The sequence below is a fragment of the Mesorhizobium sp. M0292 genome (genome assembly GCF_040321695.1).
Lineage (GTDB): Bacteria > Pseudomonadota > Alphaproteobacteria > Rhizobiales > Rhizobiaceae > Mesorhizobium.
Genome location: NZ_JAMYSB010000013.1, coordinates 69,332 through 95,567, shown reverse-complemented (window position 1 = coordinate 95,567; position 26,236 = coordinate 69,332). Strand labels below are relative to the sequence as shown.

Annotated in this window: 24 protein-coding genes and 1 pseudogene; 6 read left to right on the top strand and 19 right to left on the bottom strand. The window is 63.3% G+C overall.

All coding sequences use genetic code 11. The features are described 5' to 3' along the window. The first annotated feature begins 3 nt into the window (after positions 1–3). Complete coding sequence (locus NKI96_RS20580; protein WP_352805829.1) at positions 4–981, top strand: UDP-glucuronic acid decarboxylase family protein; 978 nt, start codon at positions 4–6, stop codon at positions 979–981. 224 nt (positions 982–1,205) lie between these two features. After that, complete coding sequence (locus NKI96_RS20575; protein WP_352805826.1) at positions 1,206–3,167, top strand: 3-hydroxyacyl-CoA dehydrogenase NAD-binding domain-containing protein; 1,962 nt, start codon at positions 1,206–1,208, stop codon at positions 3,165–3,167. 7 nt (positions 3,168–3,174) lie between these two features. Here the strand turns inward: NKI96_RS20575 and NKI96_RS20570 are convergent, their stop codons facing one another. The 5 genes from NKI96_RS20570 to NKI96_RS20550 form a co-directional block, all read right to left on the bottom strand. Continuing rightward, on the bottom strand, positions 3,175–4,446 hold the full coding sequence (locus NKI96_RS20570; protein ID WP_023692283.1) for a cysteine desulfurase-like protein: 1,272 nt from the start codon (positions 4,444–4,446) through the stop codon (positions 3,175–3,177). Between the two features lie 45 nt (positions 4,447–4,491). Further along, the gene (locus NKI96_RS20565; protein WP_023667812.1) at positions 4,492–5,166 is read right to left on the bottom strand and encodes an amino acid ABC transporter permease; all 675 of its coding nucleotides are present in this window, start codon (positions 5,164–5,166) and stop codon (positions 4,492–4,494) included. A gap of 150 nt (positions 5,167–5,316) precedes the next feature. Further along, on the bottom strand, positions 5,317–6,114 hold the full coding sequence (locus NKI96_RS20560) for an ABC transporter substrate-binding protein (protein ID WP_023692284.1): 798 nt from the start codon (positions 6,112–6,114) through the stop codon (positions 5,317–5,319). 76 nt (positions 6,115–6,190) lie between these two features. Continuing rightward, positions 6,191–7,390, bottom strand: coding sequence for a pyridoxal phosphate-dependent aminotransferase (locus NKI96_RS20555; RefSeq protein WP_023692285.1), 1,200 nt, complete (start codon positions 7,388–7,390; stop codon positions 6,191–6,193). Between the two features lie 156 nt (positions 7,391–7,546). After that, on the bottom strand, positions 7,547–8,308 hold the full coding sequence (locus NKI96_RS20550; protein WP_352596935.1) for an HpcH/HpaI aldolase family protein: 762 nt from the start codon (positions 8,306–8,308) through the stop codon (positions 7,547–7,549). 120 nt (positions 8,309–8,428) lie between these two features. Here NKI96_RS20550 and NKI96_RS20545 point away from each other — a divergent pair, with 120 nt between their 5' ends. Beyond that, a complete protein-coding gene (locus NKI96_RS20545; protein ID WP_352596977.1) occupies positions 8,429–9,520 on the top strand; it encodes an LLM class flavin-dependent oxidoreductase in 1,092 nt (363 codons plus the stop codon). A 23-nt stretch (positions 9,521–9,543) separates the two neighbouring features. Here NKI96_RS20545 and NKI96_RS20540 read toward each other — a convergent pair whose 3' ends face one another. The 14 genes and pseudogenes from NKI96_RS20540 to NKI96_RS20480 form a co-directional block, all read right to left on the bottom strand. Next, positions 9,544–9,939 carry a RidA family protein gene (locus tag NKI96_RS20540; protein ID WP_023667806.1) on the bottom strand — a complete coding sequence of 132 codons (396 nt, stop codon included), beginning with the start codon at positions 9,937–9,939 and terminating at the stop codon, positions 9,544–9,546. 57 nt (positions 9,940–9,996) lie between these two features. After that, entirely contained in the window at positions 9,997–11,145 is a 1,149-nt protein-coding gene (locus NKI96_RS20535) for an acyl-CoA dehydrogenase family protein (RefSeq protein WP_352805822.1), read from the bottom strand. Continuing rightward, a complete protein-coding gene (locus NKI96_RS20530; RefSeq protein WP_023692288.1) occupies positions 11,145–11,957 on the bottom strand; it encodes an enoyl-CoA hydratase family protein in 813 nt (270 codons plus the stop codon). The genes NKI96_RS20535 and NKI96_RS20530 overlap by 1 nt, the downstream gene beginning before the upstream one ends. Next, positions 11,954–12,424 (bottom strand): MarR family winged helix-turn-helix transcriptional regulator, encoded by a 471-nt coding sequence (locus NKI96_RS20525; protein WP_352805819.1) that lies wholly within the window; start codon positions 12,422–12,424, stop codon positions 11,954–11,956. The genes NKI96_RS20530 and NKI96_RS20525 overlap by 4 nt, the downstream gene beginning before the upstream one ends. Beyond that, positions 12,418–13,191 carry an SDR family NAD(P)-dependent oxidoreductase gene (locus tag NKI96_RS20520; protein WP_023710057.1) on the bottom strand — a complete coding sequence of 258 codons (774 nt, stop codon included), beginning with the start codon at positions 13,189–13,191 and terminating at the stop codon, positions 12,418–12,420. Before NKI96_RS20520 ends, NKI96_RS20525 begins: the two co-directional genes overlap by 7 nt. Then, positions 13,188–15,482, bottom strand: a complete 2,295-nt coding sequence (locus tag NKI96_RS20515; RefSeq protein WP_352805816.1) for a bifunctional salicylyl-CoA 5-hydroxylase/oxidoreductase — start codon at positions 15,480–15,482, stop codon at positions 13,188–13,190. Before NKI96_RS20515 ends, NKI96_RS20520 begins: the two co-directional genes overlap by 4 nt. Before the next feature lie 141 nt (positions 15,483–15,623). After that, on the bottom strand, positions 15,624–16,223 hold the full coding sequence (locus NKI96_RS20510; protein ID WP_023682735.1) for a VOC family protein: 600 nt from the start codon (positions 16,221–16,223) through the stop codon (positions 15,624–15,626). A 77-nt stretch (positions 16,224–16,300) separates the two neighbouring features. After that, positions 16,301–17,131, bottom strand: a complete 831-nt coding sequence (locus NKI96_RS20505; RefSeq protein ID WP_352596942.1) for an ATP-binding cassette domain-containing protein — start codon at positions 17,129–17,131, stop codon at positions 16,301–16,303. Further along, entirely contained in the window at positions 17,124–18,002 is an 879-nt protein-coding gene (locus NKI96_RS20500) for an ABC transporter ATP-binding protein (RefSeq protein WP_352667775.1), read from the bottom strand. Before NKI96_RS20500 ends, NKI96_RS20505 begins: the two co-directional genes overlap by 8 nt. Continuing rightward, complete coding sequence (locus NKI96_RS20495) at positions 17,999–18,847, bottom strand: ABC transporter permease (protein WP_352805812.1); 849 nt, start codon at positions 18,845–18,847, stop codon at positions 17,999–18,001. The genes NKI96_RS20500 and NKI96_RS20495 overlap by 4 nt, the downstream gene beginning before the upstream one ends. Beyond that, positions 18,840–19,847 carry an ABC transporter permease gene (locus tag NKI96_RS20490; protein WP_023667796.1) on the bottom strand — a complete coding sequence of 336 codons (1,008 nt, stop codon included), beginning with the start codon at positions 19,845–19,847 and terminating at the stop codon, positions 18,840–18,842. Before NKI96_RS20490 ends, NKI96_RS20495 begins: the two co-directional genes overlap by 8 nt. A 42-nt stretch (positions 19,848–19,889) precedes the next feature. Then, positions 19,890–20,002: pseudogene (locus NKI96_RS32530) on the bottom strand (endonuclease domain-containing protein); the annotation flags it as partial. 33 nt (positions 20,003–20,035) lie between these two features. Further along, the gene (locus NKI96_RS20485) at positions 20,036–21,565 is read right to left on the bottom strand and encodes an ABC transporter substrate-binding protein (RefSeq protein ID WP_023686913.1); all 1,530 of its coding nucleotides are present in this window, start codon (positions 21,563–21,565) and stop codon (positions 20,036–20,038) included. A 112-nt stretch (positions 21,566–21,677) separates the two neighbouring features. Continuing rightward, entirely contained in the window at positions 21,678–23,252 is a 1,575-nt protein-coding gene (locus tag NKI96_RS20480; RefSeq protein WP_352805810.1) for a phytoene desaturase family protein, read from the bottom strand. A gap of 119 nt (positions 23,253–23,371) precedes the next feature. Between NKI96_RS20480 and NKI96_RS20475 the strand changes: the two genes are divergently transcribed. Genes NKI96_RS20475 through NKI96_RS20465 form a run of 3 tightly spaced genes read left to right on the top strand, consistent with a single transcriptional unit; the run spans position 23,372 to position 26,233 of the window. Then, positions 23,372–24,163 (top strand): cyclase family protein, encoded by a 792-nt coding sequence (locus NKI96_RS20475; protein WP_023708108.1) that lies wholly within the window; start codon positions 23,372–23,374, stop codon positions 24,161–24,163. Positions 24,164–24,179: 16 nt separating this feature from the next. Beyond that, the gene (locus NKI96_RS20470; protein ID WP_352805808.1) at positions 24,180–25,751 is read left to right on the top strand and encodes a phytoene desaturase family protein; all 1,572 of its coding nucleotides are present in this window, start codon (positions 24,180–24,182) and stop codon (positions 25,749–25,751) included. Then, entirely contained in the window at positions 25,751–26,233 is a 483-nt protein-coding gene (locus tag NKI96_RS20465; RefSeq protein ID WP_352805806.1) for a MarR family winged helix-turn-helix transcriptional regulator, read from the top strand. The genes NKI96_RS20470 and NKI96_RS20465 overlap by 1 nt, the downstream gene beginning before the upstream one ends. Positions 26,234–26,236: the final 3 nt, after the last annotated feature.

Here is a 26,236-nt window from a genome sequence, read left to right as displayed (position 1 = left end):
AAATTGGCCAGACTCTATGACAGCCGCAGACGCATTCTCGTTACCGGGGGCGCAGGGTTTATCGGCTCGCATCTTATTGACCGCCTGTTGGAACGAGGCGACGAAATCTTGTGTGTCGACAACCTTTTCACCGGATCAAAGCGCAATATCGACCATTTGGCCAAGCATCCCCGCTTCGAATTCATGCGCCATGACGTGACCTTTCCGCTCTACGTCGAAGTCGATGAGATTTACAACCTGGCGTGTCCGGCCTCGCCTGTTCACTACCAGTACGACCCGGTTCAGACGATCAAGACCGCCGTGCACGGCGCCATCAATGTTCTTGGACTGGCAAAGCGGCTGAAATGCAAAGTCTTTCAGGCCTCCACCAGCGAGATCTATGGTGACGCGTCTGTGCATCCGCAGCCCGAGAGTTACTGGGGCAATGTAAACCCGATCGGGCCGCGCTCATGCTACGATGAAGGCAAACGCTGCGCCGAAACGCTGTTCTTCGACTATCACCGACAACATGGCTTGTGGGTCAAGGTCGCGCGGATTTTCAATACGTTCGGGCCGCGCATGCACCCGGCAGACGGCAGGGTTGTCTCAAATTTCATCGTGCAGGCGCTTCGTGGTGAACCGATAACCATTTTCGGCGACGGCTCACAGACAAGGTCGTTTTGCTACGTCGACGACCTGGTGAGCGGCATGCTGCGCCTCATGGATACGGGGCCGGAGGTGACCGGTCCAGTAAACATCGGCAATCCAAGGGAAGTAACGATCAGGCGCTTGGCCGAACTGACGACGCAGATGACCGGATCAGGTTCGGATATAATTTACCGCGATCTTCCGCAAGACGATCCGCGGCACCGCCAGCCCGATATCACCCTTGCCAAAAGGCTTGTCGGCTGGGAGCCGACGGTGACTTTGGAAGCCGGGCTGCAACAGACGATCGACTATTTCAAAGCCCTGCTGCCGAAGGTTTCCACAAACTCGCCTTGACCCGGCACCGCAGTGCAACCGTCAAGTCTGACCGATCACCGTCGTGGTAGCGACGCCTTTTGCAGTCGACTCCGGTAGGCTTGAAGTTTTTCGAATTCTAATTATTTTAAGCTTGAAATTATTTTGAAGATCCATGGCGCTTCATCCGTCCGAGCCGGGACACCGGCATTTGGCGGAGAGCAGAAGGAGGAGGAAGATTTGCCGTCGTTCCGGGATAAAACTCCATGAACACAGCACGATTTTCCGAGAGTGTCACAGGCAAGATCGTCGATGGCGTTCTCGTCGTCACGATCGAAAATCCGCCGGTCAACGCGCTGTCCTTCCATGTCAGGGCCGGATTGATGGATGCGCTTGGGCGTGCGGCGTCGGATGAAGTGTCTGCCGTGGTGCTGACCGCCATTGGGCGCACCTTCATCGGTGGCGCCGATATCAAGGAATTCGGCAAGCCCGCTATCGAGCCCACACTGCCTGACGTGATCGAAGCGATCGAGAGCTTCGCCAAACCGATCGTGGCGGCAGTAGGCGGCGCGGCGCTCGGCGGCGGCTGCGAGATTGCGCTGGCCTGCCACTACCGGGTGGCCAGCAAGGCGGCCAGCTTCGGCCTGCCCGAGGTCAAGCTCGGGTTAGTGCCTGGGGCCAGCGGAACCCAACGCCTGCCCCGCCTCATCGGCACGGTCGCCGCAATTGACCTGATCGGCACGGGTCGGCCCGCAAATGCCGACGAAGCGCTCGCTCTCGGTCTGATCGATACCATTGCCGACGATCTTCCCGAAGGCGCGCTCGATGTCGTCCGCCGTCTCGTTGGCCAACCCTTGCGGCGCACGGGTGCGCTTTCCGTCCCACGCTCGCAACCCGAAGCCGAAGCGGCAGCCGCAAGAAAGGTGCTTTCCCGCAGCCGTGGACAGATCGCGCCTGCAGAAGCCGTGAGATTGGTCCAGGCTGCGTCCACGGCCAAACTTGAGGACGGTCTTGCGGACGAACGCGCGACCTTCCTGCGCCTCCGGGATTCTCGCGAAACGGCAGCGTTGCGCCACGTCTTCTTTGCCGAGAGGCAAGCCAGCAAAGTCGACAGGCTGGAGGGTGTCACGCCTCGCAAGGTCGAGACCGTCGGTATCGTCGGAACCGGCCTGATGGGTGCAGGCATCGCGGTCTCGGCCTTGAATGCCGGCTATGGCGTAATCGGCGTCGAGCAGACCGACGACGCCGCGGCAAAAGGATACGCGCGTATCGCCGGCCTTCTCGACAAGTCAGTCCAATCCGGCCGTCTCACCGATCATGCGCGCAGGGAGGCGCTGAGCCGGTTTGAAGCGGCCAGCGAAGCCGACAGGCTGGTGCAGGCCGATCTGGTCATCGAGGCAGTGTTCGACGATCTCGCGGTAAAAACCGAACTCTTCCGGAAGCTCGAACGTATCGTCCGCCCGGACGCCATCCTTGCGACCAACACCAGCTACCTCAACCCCGACGAGATCGCCTCGGCAACCGCCCGGCCCGAACGGATCGTCGGCCTGCATTTTTTCTCCCCGGCCAACGTCATGCGGCTAACCGAAGTGGTGGATTGCGCGGCGACGGCGCCCGATGTGCTCGCCTCGGCGATCGCCTTCGTCAGGAAGCTCGGCAAGCTGCCTGTCGTGTGCGGCGTTACCGAGGGTTTCATCGGCAACCGCATCTATTCCGCCTACCGCCGCGAGGCGGAGTTCATGGTGGAGGATGGCGCAGCACCCGATGAGGTGGATGCCGCGCTGGAGGCCTGGGGCTTCCCGATGGGGATCTTCGCGGTCAACGATATGGCTGGGCTGGAGATAGCCTGGGCGCGGCGCAAGCGACAGGCGGCGATGCGCGATCCGCAAGCACGTTATGTCGAAATCGCCGACCGGCTGTGCGAGGTCGGCCGCTTCGGCCGCAAGACCGGGCGCGGCTGGTACGATTATTCGGACGGCGAACGCAGGAGCGACCCGCAAGTAACGGCGCTGATCGAGGCCGTGCGAGCGGCCAAGGACATCGTGCCGCGCCGCTTTTCGCCCGATGAGATCGTCACGCGCTTGCTGGCGGCAATGGCCGAAGAGGGCAAGGCATTACTCGCCGAAGGCATCGCGGCGCGTGCCTCCGACATCGATCTGGTGATGATCAACGGCTATGGCTTCCCGGCCCACAAGGGCGGGCCGATGTTCCGCGCCGGAGAGGTTTAAGGACCAGCTACGACAGCCTTGCGATGACGGCGCGCAGTGCCTCGCCGAAACGCCTGACCTCGTCGACCGTGTTGTAATGGACCAGCGAGGCGCGGATGGCGCCGCTGTCCATCGACAGGTTGAGACGCTTCATCAGCCGGGGCGCATACATATGGCCGTCGCGGATGCCGATCTGCATGTCAGCCATTTCCTCGACGATCCGCTGCGGCGACAGCTTGCCGATGTTGAAGCAGAATGTCGGCACGCGTTCGTTGATGCGGGCTTCCTCGGCGACGCCGTAGATCGTGGCATTGCATCCCTTGAGCACGGCGAGCATCTCGCGCGCCAGGAGCATTTCATAGTCGCGGATGGCGCCCATGCCGGCAACGATGTTGTCGCGCCGCGAGCGGTTGTTGGAGGGCGCCAGATTGCGGCCGATCAGTTCCAGGTACTGCACCGCGGCATCCATGCCTGAGACGTTCTCGTAGATGAAGGTGCCGGCCTCGACCTTGTAAGGCGGCTCGTCGGGGATGAAATCCTCGCGGAAGGTCGGCAGCCGCTTCAGCGTTTCGAAGCGGCCCCACAGAAAGCCCATATGCGGCGAGAAATTCTTGTAGCCGGAGCAGACGAGATAATCGCAGTCCCAGGCCTGCACGTCGATCAGCCCGTGCGGTCCGTAATGCACGCAGTCAAGGAACACTTCGGCGCCGGCCGCATGCGCGATCGCGGCCACGGAAGCGACATCAACGATCGAACCGATCGAGTGCGCCGTCACCGTGCAGGCGACGAGACGGGTGCGCTCAGAAACCAGCGGCTTGAGGTCGTCGACATGCAGGTTGCCGTCCTCGCGCATGCGCCACCACTTGAACTTGGCTCCGGCGGATTCCAGCGCCAGCCACGTCGCGATGTTGGCGTCGTGGTCCATATCGGTGATGACGATCTCGTCGCGCTCTGTGTCCTTGGCCAGCATCTGGCCGATGCCGAGGCTGACCAAGCGGATGAATGAGGTGGCGTTCATGCCGAAGCAGATTTCCGACGGACTGTAGGCGTTGATCAGCAAGGCCACGCTCTCGCGCGCATTGGCGACCGATTGGTCGACCGCGACGCTGCGGCCGTAACGTCCGCCGCGCTGCACATTGTGCGAGACCAGGTGGTTGGTCACCGCATCGAGCACGCTCTGCGGGATCTGCGCGCCGGCGGCGTTGTCCATGAAGATGAAATCACCGGCGCGCTGCAAGGCCGGAAACATGGCGCGGATGGTGTCGACCGGAAAGCCGCCGGCGGCTTGGGAATTGCTCAACTGTATCTCCTGCGAATGGCTTGGGAAGCGGGACGGTTGATGAGGTCAGCGCGTCTTCTCGGTCTTGAAGCGGTCTTCGAGCAGGCTGACGAGGCGGACCATGGGCCAGAGGAAGATGAGATAGACCAAAGCGGCGCCGATCAGCGGCGAGGGATTGGCATAGAGCGATTGCGCGTTGGTCGCTTCCTTCAACAGTTCAGGCAGCGCAACGGTGGAAGCGAGCGACGTGTCCTTGAACATCGAAACGCAATTGCTGGTCATCGGCGGGATGACCACGCGGATCGCCTGCGGCAGCACCACCTTGCGCAAGGTCAAAAGGAAAGGCAGGCCGAGCGCCTGTGCTGCCTCGAATTGGCCTTTCGGAATGCTCTCAATGCCGGAGCGGAACACTTCTGCTGAATAGGCCGACATGATGATGGCGAACGCCGTCACGGCGGAGGCCCAGGACGACAGACGGATGCCGAGGAAGGGCAGCGCATAGTAGATCAGGATCAGCACCACCAGCACCGGCAGGGCCCGGAAGATGTCGGTGTAGCCGACCGCCAGCCAGCGCAGCGGCTTCGGCGCATAGAGCCGCAACAGGCTGATCCCCAGGCCGATGGGAATGCCGATGCCGATACTCAAAATGCCGAGCAGCAGCGTGTTCAGGAAGCCACGCAACAGCGCCGGCAGGCTGGACATGATCACGTCAGGATTGAAGAAGGTGTCGATCAGCGACATGGGAGCGTTCCCGAACCCCAGAGCAAAGGATGCTCAAGTTAAAACCAATCGACCTTGCCTCCGATGAGGCTATCCGTGTGGCAGCAGGCGCCGGAGCGTGAAATGAATCGTGCCGGCCTGGGAGCCGGCACGATTTAAGTGCATTGCCGGTCAGGCCTTGGGCAGCGGCCTTTCCTTGACCGTCGAGGAATCGGCTGGCGCGTCGCTGCCGAACCACTTCTTGTGGATCGCGGCCAGCGTTCCGTCCTTCTTCATCGCGGTCAGCGCGTCGTTCAGCTTGCCGAGCAGCGGATGGTCCTTGCTCATCATCAGGCCGTACTGTTCGCCGGTCTTGATGCGCTGCTTGACCTTCAGGTCCTTCATCTTGGTGAAGGAGTATTCCATGCCCGGAATATCGCTGACGGCGGCGTCCACGCGGCCCGCGCTGAGGTCGAGCAGAAGATTCTGCTGCGTGTCATAGCCCTTCACGTCGCTGTAGCCGTCAGCCTCCTGATGCGCCTTGACCCAGGTCTCGCCGGTCGAGCCTGAAAGCACGCCGACGATCTTGCCCTTGAGGTCGGCCTCGGTGTTAACAGCGCTATCGGTCTTCGTCGCAATGCCCATGTCGGAGTCATAATAGGGCTGGGTGAAGGACAGCGTTTTCAGTCGCTCCGGCGTGATGGTGATCGAGGAGATCGCGACATCGATGCGGTTGGAACTGACAGCCGCGAACAGCGCCTGGAAGCCGAGGTCGGCAATGTCGGTGGTCATGCCGGCACGCTTGGCCGCTTCGTTGACGATGTCGACTTCAAAGCCCTCGAAAGTGCCGCTCTCGTTCTTGTATTCGAAGGGCGGATTGGTCGGGTAGGCGCCGACATTGAGCACATCGGCGGCAAAGGCGGTGGCCGGGCCGGCAGCGATGCCGATCGTGGCGGCGAGAAGAAGCAGGTTGCGACGAGTGAAGCTCATTTTGTGTTCCCTCTGGTTGTGATCGGGCGGGTTTGCTCCCGCACGGTTTGTTGCCGTCCCACCTCCCAGCGGGGCGTCAATTCATGGCGGCGACCATGCGCTCGAGCGCGGTCGCCATCTGGTCGCGTTCACGGCACACGCACATCCGCAGGAAGGCCGCTGCCGAATTTCCAAAGAGGTGGCCGGGAGCCAGCCCGACGCGCGCCGTCTCCAGTATCCTGGCGCAGGCCTGCCGGGCGTCGCTTTCGCCGTCCATGGCAAAGAAGGCATACATGCCTCCGCGCGGTTTCGTCGGCAGGATGATGCCGGGAATCTGGGCCAGCCTGTCATAGGCAAGGTCGAGGCCGGTTTTGATCCGCTGCCTGATCTCCTCGACCAGCGGCTCGCCTTGGCGGATGGCGGCGACAGCGCCTGCCTGGATAGGCGCGGCGGTGCCGCTGTTGATGTACTGCGTCATGGCGCCAAGCTGGTCGGCCACCCCCGACGGATGCGTCAGCCAGCCGATGCGCCAGCCGGTCATCGCCCACGCCTTCGAAAAACTGTTGACCGACAGCACCCGGTCGCCATCCTCGGCGATCTGCAGGATGGAAGGAGCAACATTGCCGTCGAAATAGAGCCGGCCATAGACCTCGTCGGAGATGATCCAGATGCCGGTGCGCCGGCTGAAGTCGAGCAGCGCCTGCATCTCCTCGCGCGACGCGGTCCAGCCGGTCGGGTTGGACGGCGTCGACAGGAAGATCGCGCGTGTGCGCGCATCGCAAGTGGCGAACAGCCGGTCGAGATCGAGATGCCAGTCGCCCTTGAAGTCGAGCGAAAACGGCCTTGGCTCGCCGCCGATCAGATGGATGGCGTTGTGGATGTTGGGCCATTGCGGCGCGACATAGACGACGTTGCTGCCGGTATCGACCAGCAGTTCCAGCGCCAGGTACAGCGCCTGCATGCCGCCGGGCGTGACCGTGGTGCGCGCAATCGGGATCGTCCGGCCGTGAATGCGCGTTTGGTATTCCGACAGCGCCTCGTTCAGTAGGGGGTGCCCACGCATGTTAGGGACGTAGAACGTCTGGCCTTCATCGAAGGCGGCCTTCGCCGCGTCGCGGATGAAAGCGGGCGTCACCATGTCGCCTTCGCCGTACCAGAGCGCGATCACGTCGCCCAGTTCTCGGGCGCGCACGGCAAGGTTGGCAATGTTTTCGGTGTGCAGGTCACGGATCTGGGCACGTACGCCGTCGAAAGCATAACGCGCGCTGGACGATGACTGGGGCAGTATGAACGACAAGGACTGAAACCCCTCCCACCCGGAGCACCGCGACGGACTGCCCGGCAAGCCCCACCGGCACGACAGTCGCCATCGAGTTTGGATGCTATCCAATGTGCTGCGCTTTTCAAGGAAAAAGTTTTAAGCTTAAAAAGTTTTTGCCCGATCCCGCCCGTCTCACCGCAGCTCGGCGCGCGCAGCGGTGCAGTTGGCCGCAGCGCCGGCGCCAAGAAACATCGTATCGCTGGCCAGCACGAAGAAGCTCGCGCCGATAGCGGCCCACTGGCTGATCGTCTGTGGGCTGGCGCAAAATATACCCGATGTCCTGCCATGCGCGACGGTCGCGCGGATGATCCTTGTGATCGCCTCATTGAGCTTGTCCACGCCTTTGGGCCCGATCGCATCGATCGACACGGAGAGATCGCCGGGGCCGACGAAGACCACATCGATGCCGTCTATGGCCGCGATCGCCTCGATGTTGGCCAGCCCCTCCGATGTCTCGACCTGGACCGCGACGACCACCCTGTCATTGGCCGCGGCCAGATATTCGGGAATGCGATAGCCATAGCCGGCCGCGCGGCCAGGCCCGACGCCGCGCTCGCCCAGCGGCGGATAGCGCGAGGCTTTCACCGCCGCCTCGGCCTGAGCAGCGGTCGAGACGCGCGGCACGAGCACGCCTTGTGCGCCGCTGTCGAGCGCCGCCTGGATAGCTTCCGGCGCATGACCGGGAACACGCACCATGGCCGGCACGCGATGCACGTCGGCCGCGCGCACCATGGTTTCGATCGTGTCGCGCGCGATCTGGGTATGTTCCCAGTCGATGCAGACGAAGTCGAGGCCGGTGAGCGCCATCACTTCGACGGCGACGGGATGGGGAATAGCGGCGAAGGAGCCGACGAGATTGGTCTTGCCGATGCACTTCTGACGGAACGCGCTCATATCCATCCCCTTTTCCCCTCCAAATTGATATCCGCAATCGGCGGCGAGGCGAAGCTATTTCAGGCTTGAAATATTTTTGCGCGGGCCTAGCGTGTCGGTCTCCCGCCACGAGTTCCCATGATGATCAAAACGCATCCCCTGCACGGCTCGAACAAACTGAAGCTCGGCGTCTTTTCGACCAATGCCGATGGCGGTCTGGCCATCACCGATGTGCCGGAACGCTGGACGGCAAGCTGGCAGGACAATCTGACGGCGGCGCAGACCGCCGACCGCGCCGGGCTGGAATTTATGCTGCCGATCGCGCGCTGGCGTGGCTTTGGCGGCCGCAACAAGGTGCGCGAATGGTCGTTCGAGACCTTCACCTGGGCGGCAGCGCTGGCGGTGGCCACCGAGCAGATCGGCCTGTTCATGACCGTGCATGTGCCGCTGGTGCATCCGCTCTATGCCGCCAAGGCGCTGGCAACTGTCGACCATATCAGCCATGGCCGCGCCGGTCTCAACATCGTCTGCGGTTGGAACCCGAAGGAATTCGGCATGTTCGGCACGCCTTTGGTCGAAAAGGGCTACGACCAGGCCGCCGAATGGATCGAAATCCTGGAAAAGCTTTACGCCTCGGACCAGCCTCTGGACTATGAAGGCCCCTACTATCGGCTGAAGGAAGCGGTCAGCCGGCCGGCGAGCCTGCAGGTTCCACGCCCGGTGACCATGAACGCGGCTTTCGGTGGCCCGGGCCGCGATTTCGCCGCCGCCCGATGCGATTATCTGTTCACCACCTTTTCGGAAATGGGCGATGCCGGCAAGCATGTCGCCGACATCAGCGAGCGGGCCGACAAGGTTGGCCGCAATGTCGGCGTCTACACGGTGGCGCATGTCGTCTGCCGACCAACCATGGAAGAGGCGCAGGCCTACTACACGCGCTATGCCGTCGATCTGGCCGACCACGATGCGGTCGATGCCCATATGGCCGGCAAGAAGGAGTTCTCGCAGTCGCATGACCCGCATGCCTATGACCGCTACCGGCAGCGTTTCGCCGGCGGCGCCGGCACCTACCCGCTGGTTGGAACGCCGGAAACGATTGCCGCCGAGATGGCGGCAATAGCCGGGCATGGCTACCAGGGCATCGCGCTATCCTTCGTCAACTACACCAGGGAACTGCCCTATTTCTGCGACCATGTGCTGCCGCTGCTCAGGCAGGCGGGGCTGCGCGGCTGATCAATCCGGGAATAACGAATTCGTTAATCCGGAATGACGGCGGTTGCCTGAATTTCGATCTTGGCGCGATCTTCCACCAGCGCCACCACCTGCATGGCGGCCATGGCCGGAAAATGCCGGCCGATCACCTCGCGATAGGCCTCGCCTATACCCTTGAGATTGCCGAGATATTCGGCCTTGTCGGTGAAATACCAGGTCATCGCGGTGATGTGCCGTGGCTCCGCGCCGGCCTCCGCCAGCACGGCGACGATGTTTTGCAGCGTCTGCCGCACCTGGCCGGCGAAATCGTCGGTCTCGAACTGGCACTGCCCGTTCCAGCCGACCTGTCCGCCGACGAAGACGAGCCTGCCGCGCGCGGCAATGCCGTTGGCGTAGCCGACCGGTTTCGCCCAGCCCTCCGGCTGCAGGATCTCGTGCATTTTTCAAGCCTCCCCGGTATTCTTAAAAACCAAATCTCAAAATCAAATACGTCGCTGTCAGGCCGCGCCCATCACCTGCCGTGCGATCACCACCTTCTGCACATCGGATGCGCCCTCGTAGATGCGCAGCGCGCGGATCTCGCGATAGAGGCTCTCGACGATGTGGCCCTTGCGGACGCCGTCGCCGCCATGCAGTTGCACAGCCTTGTCGATCACCTCTTGCGCCTTGTCGGTGGCGAACAGCTTGGCCATCGCCGCCTCGCGGGTTACACGCGCCGCGCCCATGTCCTTGGTCCAGGCAGCGCGGTAGACCAGCAGCGCCGCGGCATCGACGTCCAGCGCCATGTCGGCGATATGGCCTTGTACCATCTGCAGCTCTGCCATCGGAGCGCCGAAAAGTTTGCGCTCGGCCACCCTGCTGATGCTTTCGTCCAGCGCCCGGCGGGCAAAGCCGAGTGCCGCCGCGCCGACCGTCGATCGGAACACGTCAAGCACCGACATGGCGATGCGGAAGCCGTCTCCCGGTTTGCCGATCAGCGCCAAAGCCGGCACCCGGACTTGATCGAAGGAAAGCCGCGCCAGCGGATGCGGCGCGATCACTTCAAGGCGCTCGGCAATGCCAAGCCCCTTGGTATCAGCAGGTACGAGAAAGGCGGAAAGTCCCTTGGCACCCGGTGCCTCGGCGGTGCGGGCAAAGACGACGTAGAGATCGGCAATGCCGCCGTTGGAAATCCAGGTCTTCTCGCCGCTGAGGATATAGAAGTCGCCATCGCGGCTCGCCATCATTTCGGTGTTGGCGACATCCGACCCGGAGCGTGGCTCCGAAAGCGCGAAGGCGGAAATCGTCTTGCCGGCCCTGGTCTTTGCCAGCCATTGTTGCTGGTCGGGCGTGCCGAACAGGCTGAGCGCGCCGGTGCCGAGCCCCTGCATGGCGAAGGCAAAGTCGGCCAGCCCGTCATGGCGCGCCAGCGTCTCGCGCGTGATGCACAAGGTGCGGACATCGAGCGGTCCCGGATTGTCGGTATCGAGCGCCGTCGGCTTCAGCCAGCCGTCGCGGCCAAGCTTGGCCACCAGTTCGCGGCAGGCGGCATCGACGTCATGGTGATCGACGGGCAGGTTCCTGGCGCACCAGGCATCAAGGCGTTCGGCGAGTTCGCGATGCCGGTCTTCGAAAAACGGCCAGTTGAGGAAACTCTTGTCAGCCATCAATTGCCCTCGAACACCGGTTTCTCCTTGGCTAGGAAGGCCTTGTAGGCGCGCTCGAAGTCCCGCGTCTGCATGCAGATCGCCTGCGCCTGCGCTTCCGCTTCGATCGCCTGGTCGAGGCCCATCGACCATTCCTGGTTGAGCTGCGTCTTGGTGATGCCGTGCGCGAAGGTCGGACCCGAGACGATGCGCGCCGCCATCTCGAGCGCGTCGGCCTCGAGCACTGCGGCATCGGCCAGCCTGTTGTAGAAGCCCCAGCGCTCGCCTTCCGCTGCCGTCATCGTGCGGCCGGTGTAGAGCAATTCGGCGGCACGGCCCTGGCCGATGATGCGCGGCAGGATCGCGCACGCGCCCATGTCGCAGCCGGCAAGGCCGACGCGGGTGAACAGGAAAGCGGTCTTGGCCTCCGGCGTGGCGATGCGGATGTCGGCGCTCATGGCGATGATGGCGCCGGCGCCGACCGCGACACCGTCGACCGCCGCGATGATCGGCTTGCCGCAGTTGAGCATCGCCTTGACGAAATCGCCGGTCATGCGGGTGAAGGCGAGCAATTCCTTCATGTCCATCTTGACCAATGGGCCGATAATGTCGTGGACATCGCCGCCCGAGCAGAAATTGCCGCCATTGGGCAGGAACACCACGGCGTCGACGTCGTCGGCATAGACGAGATCGCGGAACGTGTCGCGCAGTTCCGCATAGCTGGCGAAGGTCAGCGGATTCTTGCGCTCCGGCCGGTCGAGCCGCACCCTGGCGATCCTGCCTTCGACTTCCCAAAGGAAGTGCTTCGGCTTGAGGCCGGCCATCGAACTCATTCGCGTCCCTCCCAGTTGCTGCGGAACGAGGTCAGCATGCCGGTCAGCCGGCGCGCATCCTCCTCGCTGACCTTGGCCAGCAATTCTCCGATCCAACCCTCATGCGCCGCGGCCATTGCGGCAAAAGATTTGGAACCCTCGTCGGTCAGTCGCACCATGGATGTGCGGCGATCGCCATTGCGGCGCGCGCGCGCGACCACCCCTTCCGAAACCAGCCGGTCGACAATGCCGGTGACATTGCCGTTGGATACCAGCAGGAAGCGCGACAGATCGCTCATCAGCATGCCTTCCGGCGCGCGGTAGAGGGCGGCCATGACGTCGAAACGCGGCAGCGTCGTATCGAATTCTTTCTTCAGGCGCTCGCGCAGTTCGGCCTCAATCGTGCGCGAGGCACGCAGCAGCCTGATCCAAAGACGCAGCCGGTCCTTGCCAGGCCCCGACGGTACGGGCAATGGGCCGGCTACCATGTTTCGCCTCCTGAGATCGAAATTGCTTGTCCGGTGATCGACGCCGCCGCATCGCCGCACAGCCAAAGCACCGCCGCGGCAACTTCTTGCGGCTGGATGAAGCGGCCTTGCGGGTTGGTCGAGGCAAGGCTCGCCCTCGCCTCGCCAGCCGAGCGGCCGGTCTTTTCGACAATGCGCTGGACGGATGCCTCCAGCATGTCGGTCTCGACAAACCCGGGGCACACGGCGTTGACGGTGACGCCGGATTTCGCCGTCTCGGCCGCCAGCGCCCGCATCAGCCCGACCACGCCGTGCTTGGCCGCCACATAGGGCGCGACATAGGCGTAGCCTTTCAGTCCCGCGGTGGACGCAACGAAGACGATCCGGCCTGCCTTGCGCGCGGCCATGCCGGCCAGCGCCGGCTTCACCGTCAGGAAGGCGCCGGTCAAATTGACGTCGAGCGTCCGCTGCCAGTCGGCAAGCGAGGTCCTGTGCGCCGGCGTGCTGCCGGCCATGCCGGCATTGGCGACGACGATGTCGAACGGGCCGCGCAAGGCTTCCGCCTGCGCGTAGAGCGATGTCATCGCCGCCTCGTTGGTAACATCGGCCGGCATGGCGTGAACGCGGCCGTTCTCGCCTGCCACCTTGGCAAGCTCGGCGTCGCGCCGTCCGCATATGGTCACCTCGATGCCGGCCTCGGCCAGCGCGAGTGCGATGGCCCGACCGACGCCGGAACCGCCGCCGGTGACCAGCGCATGTTTGCCTGAAATCGCCGAGGCCGTCGTCATACTTTCAGCCCCGCCGCCGCATCGCGCTCGGCCAGCCGGTAGATCTGGTCGCGTCCGGGCAGATAGGGATCCGGCCATTTGACGCCACGGTCGCCGAGCGTCACTGCCGCATGCAGCGTCCAGTAGGGATCGGCGAGATGCGGCCGTGCCAGTGCCACCAGGTCGGCGCGGCCAGCCATCAGGATCGAATTGACATGGTCAGGCTCGTAGATGTTGCCAACCGCCATCGTCGCCATGCCGACCTCGTTGCGGATGCGGTCCGAGAACGGCGTCTGGAACATGCGGCCATAGACAGGCTTGGCGGCAATCGAGGTTTGGCCCGCCGAGACGTCGCATATGTCGACGCCTTCCAAATGCAGCATCCGCGCGATCTCCACCGCATCGGCCGGCGTCACACCCTCGATGCCGACCCAGTCATTGGCCGAAATGCGCACCGAGATCGGCTTTCGCGCCGGCCAGGCGGCACGCACCGCATGGAAGATTTCCAGGGGATAGCGCATGCGATTTTCCAGCGAACCGCCATACTCATCCGTGCGCCGGTTGGTGACCGGCGTGATGAAGGACGACAGCAGATAGCCGTGCGCGGCATGGATCTCCAGCATGTCGAAGCCGCAGCGATCGGCCATCTGGGTGGCGGTCACGAACTCGTCGCGCACCTTGTCCATGTCAGCACGGTCCATGGCTTTCGGCACCTGATTCTCAGGTGACCATGCAATCGCCGAGGCCGCCATGACCGGCCAATTGCCCGAGGCGAGCGGCACGTCGGTGCCTTCCCAACCGATACGGGTCGAGCCCTTGGCCCCGGAATGCCCGACTTGGGCGCAGATTTTCGCCTCGGTCTCGGTGTGGACAAAATCGACGAGCCGCTTCCACGCAACCTCATGTTCGGGCGCATAGAAGCCGGGACAGCCGGGCGTGATGCGTCCTTCCGGGCTGACACAGGTCATCTCGATATAGACAAGCCCGGCGCCGCCCTTGGCCCGCTCGGCATAGTGGGCGAAATGCCAGTCGGTCGGGCAGCCATCGACAGCCTTGTACTGCGCCATCGGCGAAACGACGATGCGGTTGTTGAGCTGCATGTCGCGCAGCCTGAACGGCGCGAACATCGGCGCCCGGCGCTGCCTGTTGCCGCCTGCCCCCGCCTGGCGCTGGAACCATTCCTCGGCGCTTTCAAGCCATTTGGCATCGCGCAACCGCAAATTCTCGTGGCTGATGCGCTGCGAGCGGGTCAGCAGCGAATAATTGAACTGCACCGGATCGAGGCCGAGATAGCGCTCGACCTCCTCGAACCACTCCAGCGAATTGCGCGCCGCCGACTGCAGCTTCAGCACCTCGGTGCGGCGCGCATCCTCATACTTGCGGAAGGCGGCGTCGAGGTCCGGTTCGGTTTTGACATATTCGGCCAGCGCCACCGCGCTTTCCAATGCGAGCTTGGTCCCGGAGCCGATCGAGAAATGTGCCGAGGCCGCCGCGTCGCCCATCAGAGCCAGGTTCTTGTAGGACCAGCGTTCGCACAGCACGCGCGGGAAATTGATCCAGGCCGAACCTCTGATGTGATTGGCATTGGTCATCAGCGCGTGGCCGCCGAGATGTTTCTCAAAGATGCGCTCGCAGACGGCGATGGATTCCTGCTGCGACATGGCGCCGAAGCCGAAGGCAGCCCAGGTCTGTTCGCTGCACTCGACAATGAAGGTCGCTGTCTCGCTGTCGAATTGATAGGCGTGCGCCCACACCCAGCCATGATCGGTCTTCTCGAAGATGAAGGTGAAGGCGTCGTCGAATTTCTGGTTGGTGCCGAGCCAGACGAATTTGCATTTGCGGGTGTCGATGTCGGGCTTGAAGACTTCGACGAAGGTGTTGCGCGCCCTTGAGTTCAGCCCATCGGCGGCGACGACCAGATCATGCGTCTCCATATAGTGCTGAGGGTCGGCGATATCGCTCTCGAACATCAGCCTCACGCCAAGTTCGCGCGCGCGTCGCTGCAGCAGGATCAGAAGCCGCTTGCGGCCGATGCCACAGAAACCGTGGCCCGACGAGACCGTGCGCACGCCGTCATGGATGACGGCGATGTCGTCCCAATAGGCGAAATGCTTCTTGATCCATACAGCGCTGACCGGGTCGTTTTTGGCAAGGTTGTCGAGTGTTTCGGCCGACAGCACGACGCCCCAGCCGAACGTATCGTCGGCGCGGTTGCGCTCAAACACCGTGACCTCGTGGGCGGCGTCCCGCAGCTTCATTGAAATGGCAAAGTAGAGGCCGGCTGGTCCGCCACCGAGAACCGCAACCTTCATCCGTGCGATCTCCTCTTCGCTTGCTGCATATCAAGTATCGCGCCGGAGATAAAATATTTCAAGCTTAAAGTTTCATGTTGGAACGATTGCTGGACACGGGTGGCGCGCCTGCGGGCTGGCCCCGCAAGCGCGCTCTGGAAATTACTTGTCCGGGTTCTTCGGGCTCCACAGCACAGTCTCGGCACCCTTCTCATAGGCCATCCCATCGGGATAGCTGATCGCCTCCAGTTGCAATCCCCATGGCGCCTGGAAATAGAGGATGGTCTGGCCGGCCGCCGGACCTTCCTTGACCGGCAGCGGACCCAACCGCGTCTTCACCCCCTTGCCGTCGAGATAGGCTTTCGCCGCGGCGACATCATCGACATACATGGCAATGTGGAAGCCGCCGATATCGCTGTTCTTCGGAGTCAAATCCTTCTGGTCAGGCGCGGTGTACTTGAACAGCTCGATGTTCGATCCATAACCGCAACGCACCATGGTGACCTGCTCGATGACAGCCTTCGGATCGACGCCCAGAAGATCCTGCATGAAGGTGCCCTTGTCATCGGCGAACGGACCGAACGACATCGCCTTCTTGCAGCCGACGACTTCGGTGAAGAAGTCGACCGCCTGCTTCATGTCGGGCACCGTGATGCCGGTGTGGTCGTGGCCGCGCATGCCGGGGATCGCATCGGCCGAAGCCGTTCCCATCGAGCAGAACAGGATCGCGGCAAGCATCGTGCCGCGGGCTGCGTAATTCATATTACCCTCCGTTCGCGGGCTGATTTTGCCCTCATGCACGTCCGAAGCCCGCTGTTCGGCGTGGCGGGTGAACAGTCCTATGCCGGCGCTTTCGTTGCTGGCCGCAACCAGTCCGCGTCGATCTCAGGCAGTGGGATGGCGGCAAGCAGGTCGCGCGTGTAGGTCTCCTTGGGATTGTCGAACAGCGCATCGGTGGCGCTCGCCTCGACGATCCTGCCCTCGCGCATGACGATCACTTGTTGGCACAGCCGCCGGATGACCGACAGGTCGTGGCTGATGAAGGCGACCGTCAGCCCCATCTCCGCGGCCAGTCTCTCCAAAAGGGTGAGGATCTGCGCCTGCGTCGATACGTCGAGGCCGGAGACGATCTCGTCGGCCAGCACGAATTTCGGCGAAAGCGCCAACGCGCGCGCAATTCCGACGCGCTGGCGCTGCCCGCCCGACAGTTCATGACGATAGCGACTAGCGAAGCTTTGCGGCAGGCCGACGCGATGCAATGCCTCGGCGACGCGTTCCCTAAGCCTGTCGCCAAGCCCATTCTGCTTGAGCGGCGCGGCAATGATGCGGGCGATGGTGCGACGCGGGTTGAGCGACGACATCGGGTCCTGGAAGATCATCTGCAGGTCGCGGCGCAGAGGTCGCAGCTCTGCATCCGGCAGATGGGCGATATCGCGGCCCTCGAAATGGATGCTGCCGACGCTCGGCTCCAGAAGTCTGACAAGCGTGCGGCCGAGCGTCGATTTTCCGGACCCGGATTCACCGACGATGCCGGTCACCGAACCCCTCGGCAAATCGAAGTCCAGGCCTTTCAAAATCTCGGCCAGCGGCGCGCGGCCGATCAGCGGCTTGCGGGTCATGTCGGGCAGCGCCACCTTCAGCCCGCGCACGGAAAACAGCGGCTCAACCATGCGGCCGCCTCCACGCCTGGTCTGCCGCGTCGATCTCAGCGGCAAGCCCGGCCAGCACGGTCTCGTCCACCGGCATCAGCGAGGCGAAAGGATCTGTGTAACGCGGCGTCGCGGCCATCAGTGCCCGCGTGTATGGGTGCTGCGGGGCGCCGAAGAGAGCAGCCGTCTCGGCTTCCTCCACCACTTTGCCGGCATAAAGCACCGACACCTTCTGGCTGATCTTTGCAACGACGCCGAGATCGTGGGTGACGAACAGGATCGCGGTGCCATGCTCGCGCTGCAGCTCGGCGATCAGGCGCAGGATCTGCTTTTGCACGGTAACGTCGAGCGCGGTTGTCGGCTCGTCGGCCACGATCAGCCGTGGCTCGGCGGCGAAGGCGGCGGCGATCAGCACGCGCTGGCGCATGCCGCCGGACAGCTCGTGCGGATAGCATTTCAGCACCCGGTCGGGATCGCGGATCTGCACTTCATCCAACAATTGCCGGATCCGCTTGTCCGCCTTGTCACCGCTCCAGGCGAGAATGCGCACCAGCCGGTCAGTCATCTGCGGACCGATGCGGCGCGACGGGTTGAGCGCAGTCAACGGATCCTGCGGGATCAGCGCCGTGCGGGCGCCGATCAGCGTACGCCTTGCCTTGGGCTGCAGCCTGCCGAGCTCTTGGCCTTCGAGCTGCATGGCGCCTTCGACGATGCGCACGCTTGACGGCAGCACACCGAGCACCGCCTTGCCGATCATCGTCTTGCCGGCGCCGCTCTCGCCGACAAGAGCACGCACCTCACCCCGCTGCACGGAAAGCGACACCGAGCGCAGCACTCGCTGGCCGTTCGGCAGCACGGCGCTCAGATTGGCAATATCCAGGCAAGCGCTCATCGCAGCACCGGATCGAAGCGTGTCTTCAGCGCCTCGCCGAACTGGCTGAAGGACAGCACGGTGAGGATCAGCGTGACAAGCGGAAACACCAGCACCCACCAGGCTTGATGTATCGACAGCCGGCCCTCGGCGATGATGCCGCCCCAGGTGGGATCGTCGGTCGAGATCGACAGATTGACGAAGGACAGGATGGCCTCGACGATGACGGCGATGCCCATTTCCAGCGACAGCAGCGCCACGATCGAGGGCAGTACATTGGGCAGCACCTCGCGCAGCATGATGCCGATGCGGCCATAGCCGGCGATGCGGGCGTTCTCGACGTAGTCCATGCGCGACTGGCCCATCGCTTCGGCGCGGATCACCCGGCAAAAGCGCGTCCAGTCGATGATGGCGATGGCGAGGATGACGGAACTGAGGCCGGTGCCGAGCACCGCGACCAGCAGGATGGCGAACAGCACCGGCGGGAATGCCATCCAGACATCGACGATGCGTGAAATGATGCGGTCGGCCCAGCCGCCGAAATAGCCGGCGACCAATCCGAGCGTCGAGCCGACAAGGCAGGCGGCAATCGCCGCAGCGAAGGCGACGATGAAGGCGATTTGGCCGCCGAAGATAAGCCGCGACAAGAGGTCGCGGCCGAGGCTATCGGTGCCCAGCCAATAGCCGGGCTCGGCGCCATCGAGCCAGAAGGGCGGCAGCCGCTCCAGCATCAGATCCTGCGCCAGCGGGTCCTGCGGCGCCACCAGCGGCGCGAACATCGCCGCAAGAAGTACCAGCAGCAGCCAGCCGCCGGCCAGCCACAGCCTCAGGCCCAATCCGCGCCGGGCCATGCGTGCCTCACCCATGGCGCAGCCTCGGATTGAGCAGCGCATACATCATGTCGACTGCAAGATTGATCAGCACGAACAGCAGCGCGAACACCAGCACGATGCCTTGGATCAGCGGCAGGTCGCGGTTGATGACGGCATCGATCGCCATGTTGCCGAGCCCTTCGTAGGAAAACAGCCGCTCGACGATGACCGTGCCGCCGACAAGGAAGGTGAACTGGACGCCGACGAGAGTCAGTGTCGGCAAGGCAGCGTTCTTCAGCGCCTCGCGCAGGATAACCTGCGTTTCCGAAAACCCCTTCACCCGCGCCAGCACGACATAGTCGAGGTCAAGCACTTCCTTCAGCGACTGTTTCAGCAACTGCGCGATGATTGCCGCCAGCGGCAATGCCAAGGCTACTGCCGGCATCAGCATGTGTTTCAGCAGATCCCAGGTCAGGTCGAAGCGCAGCCGAAGCAAGCTCTCGAAGAAATAGAACTGGGTGACGAAGGGCAGATCGAGCTGCGGCGACACGCGGCCGGAGATATCGAAGATCGGCACCAGCACGCCAAACAAAAGGATCAGCACGAGGCCCCACAGGAAATCGGGAATGGAAAGGGCGGCGCCGCTGGCGATATCGATGCCGGCTTCGACCGCCGTGCCGCGCTCGCGGGCTCCGAGGATCGCCGTCGTGCCGCCGAGCCCAACCGCCATGACGAGCGCGATGATGGCAAGTTCCAGCGTTGCCGGCAAACGATTGAAGACAAGGCTGAGCACATCTTGCCTGAGCGAAATCGAGGTGCCAAAATCGCCCCTGACGACGCCGGACAGCCAGATGAAGAATTGCTGCACGATGGTCTTGTCGAGCCCGTAGAGTGCACGCAGCCGGTCGATGTCGGCATCTGTCGCACCGGGGGGCAGCATCATGGCGATCGGGTCACCAGGCGCGACGCGGATCACGACGAAGACGACGACAGCCACGCCGAACAGCGTGATCAGCATCGTCAGCAGACGGATCAGGAATCGTTGCAGGAGCATTCTGGTGTTGGCCCAGTGCGTTTCTAACGAAGAGCCCCCTCATTCGTCCGCTTCGCGGCCACCTTCTCCCCGAGGGGAGAAGAGGTCACGGACAGCTGAGCTGGTCTCTTCTCCCCAGCGGGGAGAAGGTGGCCCGAAGGGCCGGATGAGGGGGCCGCTCAGCGAAGGGTGGCGCCCACAAGCCGATATCAGGCAGGGGTCATCAGCGCCGGCAGCAGCGCGCCGGACACATGCTGCACCACGTTGACGCCCTTGGCATGCACGATAGGTTGCGCATACTGAATCAGCGGCAGCACATAGGCCTGCTCGGCGATATACTTGTCGACAGCCTTCCAGCCGGCGATGCGCTTGGCCTCGTCCTTCTCGCCCCAGAGCGGATTGATCATGTCGATCAGGTCCTGGCTGTCCCACACCGAATGCGGGCTCGGCCCATACATGGCAAAACCAGTCGACGTTGTCGGATCGCCGATGGCATTGCCCCAATTGTAGAAGGCGGCCGGCGCCAGCTTGTCGGCGGCGCGCAGCTCATAGTGCTTGGCGATCTCGTAGACCTCGATCGTCGCCTCGATGCCGACCTTGCGCCACATGCCGACGATTGCCTGGATCATCTCATAATCCTTGGGCTTGAAGCCCTTGGTCGTCTGGATGGTGAACTTGACCGGTTTTTCCGGCGAATAGCCGGAAGCCGCGAGCAGCTCCTTGGCCTTTTCAGGATTGTGCTCGACCTTGATCGAGGCATCGAAGGCCGTGTACTCCGGGGTCTCCAGCGTAGCGATCGGCTGGCCATAGCCGCGCAGCAGCCGTTTGACCAGAAGCTCCTTGTCCACAGCCATGACAGCGGCCTGGCGGACGTTCTTGTCCAGCATCGCTTCAATGTCATTGAAGAAGATCATGCCGATGTCGGAAACAGGCTTGCACGAGCCGGCAAGCCCGTCCTTGGCGATCAGCCGGTCATACTCTTCATAGGGGACCTCCAGCGTCACCTGCGAGGAACCGGATTCGATCTCGGCAACGCGGCTCGCCGCGTCGGTGACGAACTTGATCGTCACATTCTCGAAGGCCGGCTTGTCGCCCCAATAGTGCGGGTTGGCCTTCAGTCGGAGGAAAGCATTTCGCTCGAATTTTTCCACCATGTACGGGCCGGTGCCGATCGGCGCCTTCTCGAAACCTTCCGCGCCAACCTTCTCGTAGTAGGCCTTCGGCAGGATGTAGCCGGTCAGGAACGACATCCATTTGAAATAGACCGGATCGAACTGCACGACGTCGCCGGTGATCTTGTTGCCGTCGATCTTGAAATTGTTGACGTTCTTCCAGACGAACTGGATCGGATTGCCGGTCTTTTCGTCGCCCGCCCGCTGCAGCGACCAGACCACGTCCTCGGGCGTGAAGGGCGAGCCGTCATGCCAGGTCACGCCTTCGCGCACCGTCATCGTCACCTTGGTGCGATCCTCGTTCCAGCCCCATTCGGTGAGCAGGCCAGGCGCAAAGGACAGGTCCGGCTTTTGCGGAATGAACTGGTCGAACACTGACTGGTAGAGGCCCTGGATCGTCGGGTTGACGGCCGAGGGTCCGGTGGTCGGATCCCAGGACGGCAGGTTGACGTTATAGGCGATGGTCAGCTCGCCCGCTGCCGCCTTGGCGATCTCAGGCAGGCCGATCGCCGCCACCCCAAGTGCCGCGGCACTGTATCCCAGCAATTCTCGTCTGTTGATTGTCATGGTCGTTCCCCTTGTTGGTTTTGTTGTCTTTGCGCGGCACTATCAGTTTATCGATCCGGGCTTCGTGGGCAGCAGCGCCTTGCCTCTCGTCGCCTTCATGAAATCTTGCGAGCTACCTCCCGCCAAGCTGTTGCGCGAGCATGAAGCCGGAGGCCGCGCCGGTGCCGGCGCCGGGCCATGTCGCGGCGCCTATGAGATGCAGATTGCCGACCGGCGTGTTCCAGCCGGCATAACCGCGCGCCGGGCGGAACAGGAAATTCTGTGCCAGATGGTGGCTGCCGCAGACCTGGTCGCCACCGCCGAGATTGGGGTTCTCACGCTCGAGGTCGATTGGCGAGAACACTGCACGGCCGAGGATTTTCGGGCGCAGTCCGGGTGCGTATATCTCGATGATGTCGAGCACGCGCTCGGCGTAGGCATCCTTGACCTGATCCCAATGCGCGGGCGCGATCCTGCCTGCCGCATCGCCCAGGATTTCGGCAGGCAGCATGCGCACCTGCACCCACAGCACATGCTTGCCCTGAGGCGCGCGCGACGGATCGATCGCGGTCGGCTGGCCGACGACCAGCACCGGTTCGTCCGGCAGCATGCCCGCCATCGCCTGCTGATAGGTGCGCGACATCGCGTCGAGCGACGGCGACAGATGCACATAAGCGAACTGCCGAAGCTCCGCGCCGGCGCGCCAATCGGGCAGGTCGTCGAGCGCCAGATGGATCATCATCGTGCCCGGCGCGTGCCGGAATTTCTGCATCGCCGTGTCGAAGCCGGCGTCGCCGGAACCGTTGGGCAGCAACTTGCCGGTCAGCGCCCTGGGCGCGACGCCGGCAATCACTGCCTTGGTGGCCGTATGTGTCTCACCTGAAGCGAGTCGCACGCCCGATGCCTTGCCGCCGGCAACGGTGATCTCGGCAACTTCCGCCCCGGTGACGATCGTGCCGCCCGCCGAGGTGACCATACCTGCCAGCGCCCGGATGATCGTGTCGGCGCCGCCCTTGCCTAGCACCATGCCAAAGTTCTGGTTGGCGATCGATTCCAGATAGGGGAACACGGCGCCGCCGGCGATGTCGGGTGCGAAATCGAGATGCATGCCCCAGGTGGCAAGCGTTGCCCGCACATAAGGCGACTCGAAGGTCTCCTCCAGCCAGGCGCGAGGTGACGACAGCAAAAGCCGGCCGGTATCGAGCGCGCCTGACATGCCCTTCTTGCGCCACAGGTTCCAGGCGGTGCCGGCAAGCGCGCGGGCACTCATCGGCGATCCCAGCAGCCGGAACAGATGCTCGGCCTCAGCAGGAAAGGCGGCAACGAGCTTGCGCCACGTCGCGGCATCGGCGGCGGAGAACGCGGCCAGCCGCGTGGCAGTCCTTTCCAAGTCATTGCTGACGCCGAACCAGCGTCCGTCCGGAAAGGCGCTGGCGAAACAGTCGGCGACCCGCGCGAACTCAAGACCCTGCGCTTTCAATTCATTTGCATATTTCCGGTGGAAGGCGGAGCCGGCAAACAGGCTCAGATTCATTGCACCGAAATCGTGCCGGAACCCTGGGAGGGTGTATTCGTGGGTCTGGACGGCACCGCCGATTGCTGCGCTGCGCTCGAAAATCCCGGTTTTCCAGCCTTTCAGCGCCAGATGCGCGGCGCATGCCAGACTGTTGTGGCCCGCCCCGACAAAGATGGCGTCGAACTCGCTCACGCCCCGTTCCCATTTCCTTTATGCTTAAAGATAATTGCAGATGCATATGTTTTCGTCTAGTAGGATATTAAGGGCCGAGACGAGCCTTGATCTTAACCAGAAAGAGGGAACTTCAGACCATGGACACGCAAAAACTCCTCGGCGAAGTCGCCGGCCAGCTGCTTTCAGGCGCCATCAGGGTGGTCGACCTCTCTGCGCAACTCGGACCCGACACGCCTCTTATCAAGCTGCCGCCGGAGCTTGCCGTCGACACGCCAAAGGTCGAGATCCATAACATCTCCCGTTATGACAAGAACGGCCCGTGGTGGGCATGGAACTGGCTGAAGCTTGGGGAGCATTCGGGCACGCATTTCGATGCGCCGCAGCATTGGATCAGCGGCAAGGACTATCCGGACGGCGCCACCGACACCATTCCGGCGCAGAATTTCATTGGTCCGGTCAATGTCATCGACTGCTCGAAGGAAGCCGCCGCTGACCACGACTTCCTGCTCACCGTCGACCACATCAAGGCGTGGGAAGCCAAGCATGGCGCCATCAACGCCGGGGAGTGGGTGGTGATGCGCACCGACTGGTATAAGCGCAATGGCTCGGAAGCCGAATTCCTCAACGCCAACGAAACCGGCCCACATACGCCAGGTCCGACAGCCGAAGCCATCCAGTTCCTGATCAGCAAGGATATCAAGGGCTGGGGCTCAGAGACGATCGGCACCGATGCCGGCAAGGCAGGCGGGATGGAGCCGCCATTTCCAGCCCACACGCTGATGCACAAGGCGAACCGCTATGGCCTCGCCAGCCTCTGCAACCTCGACCAGTTGCCTCCAAAGGGCGCCATCCTGATCGCCGCACCGCTCAAGATCGAGCATGGCACCGGCAGCCCTATCCGCGCGCTGGCGCTTGTATCCAACGGCTAGGTGAAAGCACGCCAAGGTGAGCCAGCCGGATCACATCATCGTTGGCAGCGGCATCAACGCGCTGGTCTGCGCGGCGATGCTCGGCGGCAAAGGGGCGCGTGTGCTCGTCCTCGAGCGCAATGACCGCATCGGCGGCTGCGTGCGTACCGAGGAGATCACCGCTCCCGGCTTTATCCATGACGTGATGGCAACCACCTTCGTGCTGTTCATCACCTCGCCGGCTTTTGCGGCGTTGGGCGGCGATCTCGCCAGGCACGGGCTGGAATTCTGCCACACCGGCACGCCAACCGGCGTGCTGCGGCCGGACGGCAGTCATGCAGTGCTCACCACCAACCGCGCCGCCAATGTCGCGGCAATCAATGCGATTGCCGCCGACGATGGCGACCGGCATGCGGACGATGTCAGCGGCATCGAGCGCAATGCCGGCCTGTTGTTCGGCCTGCTCGGCGGCAGCCTGTGGTCCTATCCGACGGCGAAACTGCTGGCCGGCGATGCCTGGCGACGCAGCCCACGCGGCCTTGCCGCCTTTCTCGGCGAAGCACTGGTGCCGGCGCGCAGCTGGCTGGAAAGCACCTATCGGTCCGAGACAATCCGCGCGCTGTGGGCGCCCTGGGTGCTGCACGCCGGGCTCGGACCGGAAGACGCCTTCTCAGGGCAGATCGCCAAGGTCATTGCCTTCGCGCTGGAAGCGGCCGGGGCGCCGATCGTCAAGGGTGGAGCGAAGACCCTGCTCACCGCCTTCGAAGCTCTGATAAGGGAACGTGGTGGCGACATCCGTACCGCCGCCGATGTCGCCTCGATCGTCCAGAGCGGTGGCCGCGCGACCGGCGTACGGCTCGCCTCGGGCGAAACGATTACAGCAAACAAGAGCGTCATCTGTTCGGTCACGCCGACGCAGCTTTACCACCGGTTGCTCGGCAGCGAGGCTCCCAAGGCCGATGTCGAAGCGACACAGAAATATCGCTACGGCAAAGGCAATTTCCAGATTCACTATGCGCTGAACAAGCCGCCGGCATGGCGCGGTGATGGCCTGGACCAGGTGGCATTGTTGCACCTGACGCCGGGGCTCGATGGCGTCTCGAAAGCCTGCAACGAGGCGGCGCGCGGCATGCTGCCCGAAGTGCCGACCATCTGCGTCGGCCAGCCGCATGCGCTCGATCCGTCGCGCTGCCCGGAGGGCAAGGCGATCCTGTGGCTGCAACTGCCCGAGGCGCCCAGGCACATCAAGGGCGACGCCGCAGGCGCGCTGCATGCACCGGCTGGCGGCCGCTGGACCGACGCGCTGCGCGAGGCCTATGCCGACCGCGCGGAGGCGATCCTCGCCAGCCACATCGACGGCTTCAAGGATAGCGTCATTGCGCGCCGCGCCTATTCGCCGGCCGATCTCGAAGCGATGAACATCAACCTGGTCGGCGGCGACCCCTATGGCGGCTCGTCGACTATCGACCAGTCGTTCCTCTGGCGGCCGTTCAAGACCAGCCGCAACCATCAGACCGGCATCAAGAACCTCTACCATATCGGCGCCTCGACCCATCCAGGCGCGGGCCTCGGTGGCGGTTCCGGCTTTCTCCTGGCGGGGAGGCTGTGATGGAGCAGAAGGTTCTGGAAAAGCGCCAGCGCATCTCGACCCTCGGCCAGATCGGCCTGCAGCAATTCGCGCCCTATCTGATGAACCGCATCATGGGGCGCTACAACGCAACCTTGCGCGACGATTTCCGCAAGCAGGGCCTGACCATTCCGCAGGTCCGCACGCTGGCCGTGCTGTCGGTCACCGACGGCGTCACCGTTAACGACCTCTCGGTCTACACCGTCATCGAGCAGTCGACCTTGAGCCGCACGCTCGACACGCTGGAGGGGCAAGGCTTCGTGCGGCGCGAGCAGGGCGTTACCGACAGCCGCATCCGCCATGTCTTCCTGACCGACGAGGGCCGCGCCGAGTTCGCGCGCGCCTGGCCGGCCATGCATGACGCGTTCGAGGCGATGTTCGACGATGTCGACGACGCCGAATACGCGGCGCTGATCGCCACATTGCAGAAGATGCTGAAGAACATTCGCAAGCACGACATCTAGACG

Coding starts and splice junctions, on each gene's coding strand:
- NKI96_RS20575 (WP_352805826.1), top strand. CDS start 1,206: ATGAACACAGCACGATTTTCCGAGAGTGTCACAGGCAAGATCGTCGAT.
- NKI96_RS20565 (WP_023667812.1), bottom strand. CDS start 5,166: ATGTCGCTGATCGACACCTTCTTCAATCCTGACGTGATCATGTCCAGC.
- NKI96_RS20560 (WP_023692284.1), bottom strand. CDS start 6,114: ATGAGCTTCACTCGTCGCAACCTGCTTCTTCTCGCCGCCACGATCGGC.
- NKI96_RS20550 (WP_352596935.1), bottom strand. CDS start 8,308: ATGAGCGCGTTCCGTCAGAAGTGCATCGGCAAGACCAATCTCGTCGGC.
- NKI96_RS20545 (WP_352596977.1), top strand. CDS start 8,429: ATGATCAAAACGCATCCCCTGCACGGCTCGAACAAACTGAAGCTCGGC.
- NKI96_RS20540 (WP_023667806.1), bottom strand. CDS start 9,939: ATGCACGAGATCCTGCAGCCGGAGGGCTGGGCGAAACCGGTCGGCTAC.
- NKI96_RS20535 (WP_352805822.1), bottom strand. CDS start 11,145: ATGGCTGACAAGAGTTTCCTCAACTGGCCGTTTTTCGAAGACCGGCAT.
- NKI96_RS20530 (WP_023692288.1), bottom strand. CDS start 11,957: ATGAGTTCGATGGCCGGCCTCAAGCCGAAGCACTTCCTTTGGGAAGTC.
- NKI96_RS20525 (WP_352805819.1), bottom strand. CDS start 12,424: ATGGTAGCCGGCCCATTGCCCGTACCGTCGGGGCCTGGCAAGGACCGG.
- NKI96_RS20520 (WP_023710057.1), bottom strand. CDS start 13,191: ATGACGACGGCCTCGGCGATTTCAGGCAAACATGCGCTGGTCACCGGC.
- NKI96_RS20515 (WP_352805816.1), bottom strand. CDS start 15,482: ATGAAGGTTGCGGTTCTCGGTGGCGGACCAGCCGGCCTCTACTTTGCC.
- NKI96_RS20510 (WP_023682735.1), bottom strand. CDS start 16,223: ATGAATTACGCAGCCCGCGGCACGATGCTTGCCGCGATCCTGTTCTGC.
- NKI96_RS20505 (WP_352596942.1), bottom strand. CDS start 17,131: ATGGTTGAGCCGCTGTTTTCCGTGCGCGGGCTGAAGGTGGCGCTGCCC.
- NKI96_RS20500 (WP_352667775.1), bottom strand. CDS start 18,002: ATGAGCGCTTGCCTGGATATTGCCAATCTGAGCGCCGTGCTGCCGAAC.
- NKI96_RS20495 (WP_352805812.1), bottom strand. CDS start 18,847: ATGGGTGAGGCACGCATGGCCCGGCGCGGATTGGGCCTGAGGCTGTGG.
- NKI96_RS20490 (WP_023667796.1), bottom strand. CDS start 19,847: ATGCTCCTGCAACGATTCCTGATCCGTCTGCTGACGATGCTGATCACG.
- NKI96_RS20485 (WP_023686913.1), bottom strand. CDS start 21,565: ATGACAATCAACAGACGAGAATTGCTGGGATACAGTGCCGCGGCACTT.
- NKI96_RS20475 (WP_023708108.1), top strand. CDS start 23,372: ATGGACACGCAAAAACTCCTCGGCGAAGTCGCCGGCCAGCTGCTTTCA.
- NKI96_RS20465 (WP_352805806.1), top strand. CDS start 25,751: ATGGAGCAGAAGGTTCTGGAAAAGCGCCAGCGCATCTCGACCCTCGGC.